This window comes from Salipiger sp. HF18, from assembly GCF_011806505.1.
Lineage (GTDB): Bacteria > Pseudomonadota > Alphaproteobacteria > Rhodobacterales > Rhodobacteraceae > Salipiger > Salipiger thiooxidans.
In genome coordinates, this window is the sequence record NZ_JAATOS010000377.1 from 1 (window position 1) to 3,881 (window position 3,881).

2 protein-coding genes are annotated in these 3,881 nt (G+C 68.9%); both read right to left on the minus strand.

Translation table 11 applies throughout. The annotated features are described in order from the left end of the window. Positions 1-139: 139 nt before the first annotated feature. Positions 140-2,911: a type I DNA topoisomerase gene (gene topA, locus HC022_RS20820; RefSeq protein ID WP_167453694.1), complete on the minus strand. Its 2,772-nt coding sequence runs from the start codon at positions 2,909-2,911 to the stop codon at positions 140-142. 144 nt (positions 2,912-3,055) lie between these two features. Next, positions 3,056-3,881, minus strand: an 826-nt coding sequence (gene dprA, locus HC022_RS20825; protein ID WP_167453695.1) for a DNA-processing protein DprA, incomplete at its 5' end; no start/stop codon positions are given.

Consider the following 3,881-nt stretch of genomic DNA (forward strand, 5'->3'; position numbering starts at 1 on the left):
GCTCTTCCAATCACATATCGGTGTTGGAAGGTGACGGGATACCGCGTCGGCGCCTTTCGGCCCGGTTCTGCGCTGCGGACCCGCGCCTGCCCGTTCCGGCGCGGCGCATCGGGGGCGCCGTGCCGGAACGGGCCGGGGATCAGGCGTCCCCGGCGTCGCTGTCCTTCTTGGCGGCGGCCTTCTTCGGCGCTGCCTTCTTGGCGGTGGTCTTCTTGGCGGTGGTCTTCTTGGCGGTGGTCTTCTTCGCCGCCGTCTTGGCAGGTGCCTTCTTGGCCGCGGTCTTCTTGCCGCCGCCCTTCTTGGCCTGCTTCTCGGCGATCAGCGCCAGCGCCGTCTCAAGCGTCACGTCCGCGGGCTCGGTATCCTTGGACAGGGTCGCGTTGACCTTCTCCCACTTCACGTAGGGCCCGTAACGCCCTTCGTAGACGGCGATCTTGCCGCCGTCGGGGTGCTCGCCCAGATCCTTGAGCGTCTTGGCGGCGCCACCCCGGCCACGGCCCGGGTTCGCCCGCTTCTCGGCCAGCAGTTCCACCGCGTGGTTCATGCCGATCTCGAAGACCTCCTGGAACTCCTTGAGGTTCACGTAGACCGGTTTCTCCTCGTCGGGGAGCTGGTGCATGATGAACGGACCGAAGCGTCCGAGGTTGGACTTCACCTCGCCCCCTTCCGGGTGCATCCCCACCACGCGCGGCAGTGTCAGCAGCGTCACCGCCTTCTCGAGCGTCATGTCATCGGGCGACCAGCCCGGCAGGAACGCCCCGCCCTTCTTGGGCAGCGAGGCGCGCGGGGGCTTCTTGTTCTCGGGCGTGGGCTCGCCGCGCTGGACATAGGGGCCGAAGCGGCCCGCCTTGAGCCAGACCTCGTCGCCCTCGTGGCTGCCCAGCAGCCGCTCCTCGCCATCCGCGCCCTCGCCCGCGATGGGGCGGGTGTAGGTGCATTCGGGATAGTTGCCGCAGCCGACGAAGCCGCCGGTGCGCGAGGTCTTGAGGTGCAGCTGCCCCTGCCCGCACTTGGGACAGATGCGCGGGTCCGAGCCGTCCTCCCGCGGCGGGTAGAGCTGCGGCGCCAGCGCCTCGTCGAGCACGTCGAGCACCTCGGAGATGCGCAGCTCGGAAGTCTCGCCGATGGCGGCAGAGAAATCGCGCCAGAACTTCGCCAGCAGCGACTTGTAGTCCATCTCGCCGGCCGACACCTCATCGAGCTCGTTCTCGAGCTCGGCGGTGAACTCGTAGCCGACGTATTTGCGGAAGAAGTTCAGCAGGAAGATGGTGACGATGCGGCCCTTGTCCTCGGGGAACAGGCGGTTCTGCTCCTTGCGGACGTATTCGCGGTCCTGGATCGTGGTGATCACGCTGGCATAGGTGGAGGGACGGCCGATGCCGAGCTCTTCCATGCGCTTGACCAGCGTCGCCTCGGTGTAGCGCGGCGGCGGCTGGGTGTGGCTCTGCGTCGCCAGCACGGCGCCGTTGTCCGACAACACGGCGGCGCTGCTCTTCTGCATGCCGGCGGGCGCGTCCTCGACCACGTCCTCGGCCTTGTCGCTCGCCTTGTCGTACTGGGCCTGCAGCGTGGCCTTGGCAAAGGCGGCGGGCTCGCCCTCCATGATCTGCGGCAGGCGGTTCTCGTCATCGTCGGAGACGTCATCGCGGCCTTCCTCGTAGACCTTGAGGAAGCCGTCGAAGAGGACGACCTGACCGGTCGCACGCAGGCCGACCTGACGATCCTCCGACAGGATCTCGACAGTGGTCCGCTCGAGCCGCGCGGCCTCCATCTGGCAGGCCAGCGTGCGCTTCCAGATCAGATCGTAGAGCTTGCGTTGGTCATCCTCGCGCAGCTTGAGGCTGGCGGCGTCCCTGGTCATGTCGGTGGGACGGATACACTCGTGCGCTTCCTGCGCGTTCTTGGCCTTGTTCTTGTAGATCCGCGGGCTGCCCGGCACGTATTCCTTGCCGTAGCGGTCGGCGATGGCGTCGCGGCAGGCGGTGATCGCCTCGGGGGCCATGTCGATGCCGTCGGTCCGCATGTAGGTGATGTGGCCCGCCTCGTAGAGCCGCTGCGCCGCGTTCATGCAGGCCCGGGCGCCCATGCCGAACTTGCGGCTGGCCTCCTGCTGCAGGGTCGAGGTCATGAACGGCGCCGAGGGGTTGCGGGTCGAGGGCCGGGCCTCGACGCTGTCGATCTTCAGTTTGCGCGACGCGACGGCCTGCACCGCAAGCTCGGCCTGCGTGGCGTTGCCGATGTCGAAGCGGTCGAGCTTCTTGCCGCCAAGCACGGTGAGCCGGGCCTCGTACTCCTGGCCGCGCGGGGTCGAGAGCAGCGCCTTGATCTGCCAGTATTCGCGGGGGCGGAACGCCTCGATCTCCATCTCGCGCTCGACGATGAGCCGCAGGCAGACCGACTGCACGCGGCCGGCAGAGCGCGCGCCGGGCAGCTTGCGCCAGAGCACCGGCGAGAGGTTGAAGCCCACGAGGTAGTCGAGCGCCCGCCGGGCGAGGTAGGCCTCGACCAGCGGCGCGTCGATCTCGCGCGGGTTCTGCATCGCCTCGGTGACGGCGGACTTGGTGATGGCGTTGAAGGTCACCCGGCTGACGGCGGTGTCCTTCTTGATCGAGCGGCGCTTGGTCAGCGCCTCCCTGAGGTGCCACGAGATCGCCTCTCCCTCGCGATCGGGGTCGGTCGCGAGGATCAGTGAGTTGTCGTTTTTCAGGGCCTCGGCGATGGCGGCGACGTGCTTGCGCGAGTCGTTCGCGATCTCCCACGTCATCTCGAAATCGTGGTCCGTGTCGACAGAACCGTCCTTCGCCGGCAGGTCCCGGACGTGGCCGTATGAGGCAAGGACAGTGTAGTCGGATCCCAGATACTTGTTGATTGTCTTGGCCTTGGCCGGGGATTCGACAACGACGACTGGCATGAAATGACCACCTTTTCCTGGAATACGACCTCAGGCTGAGCAGGGGCGCATATGGCGGCGGAACATGTGGGGTGCAAGGGGGAAATGTCAATCCGGGGCCCGATGCCACGGGCCATGACCGCACGTTTCGCCCGGATTCTGCCCTCAGGATACGCGGGTGAGCAGCCCCCCGGGGCGCCGCTGGATGCGGCCGTCGAGCTCTAGATCGGTGAGCACCGGCGACACCGTGTCCGAGGGTTCGGCGAGATCGCGGATGAGCTGGTCCTCGGCGACCGGCACCGGCCCGAGCCGCGACAGGATCTCGGCGTGCAGCGCCGCGGTCTCGCGCAGCGAGCGGCGCTCGGGCGGGGCGATGGGCACCACGGGGGTGTCGTCGATGACCGCGTCGTCAAGGTCGAGTGGCAGCTGCGCCTGCGCGGGCGGGCGAGCGGCGGTGGCCAGCGGCCCAAGCGCCTCGATCACGTCCTCGGCGTGGCGGACCAGCCGGGCGCCGTCGCGGATCAGCAGGTTGCAGCCGCCGGCGCGGGCGTCGAGCGGATGCCCGGGCACCGCCAGCACCTCGCGCCCCATGTCGAGCGCGCAGCGCGCGGTGATGAGCGAACCGGACTTGGCCGCCGCCTCGACCACCACGGTGGCACCGGACATGCCGGCGACGATGCGATTGCGGGCGGGGAAGTGGCGCGCCTGCGGCTGCAGGCCGATCGGCTGCTCGGACACGAGCGCCCCGCCCTGCGCGCGGATCTCTTCGGCGAGGCGGGTGTTCTCGGACGGGTAGAGCACGTCTACCCCGCCGGCGAGCACCGCGACGGTGCCGGTGGCGAGCGCCGCGTCATGGGCGGCGGTGTCGACGCCGCGGGCGAGGCCCGAGATCACCGCGTAGCCCTGGGCCCCCAGACCGCGCGCCAGTGCCCGCGCCATGCGCGTGCCGAGCGACGAGGCGTTGCGCGCGCCGACCAGCGACACTGAAGGA

Bases quoted from the DNA above. Each gene is read 5' to 3' on its own strand.
- topA (WP_167453694.1), bottom strand. From the start codon at position 2,911: ATGCCAGTCGTCGTTGTCGAATCCCCGGCCAAGGCCAAGACAATCAAC.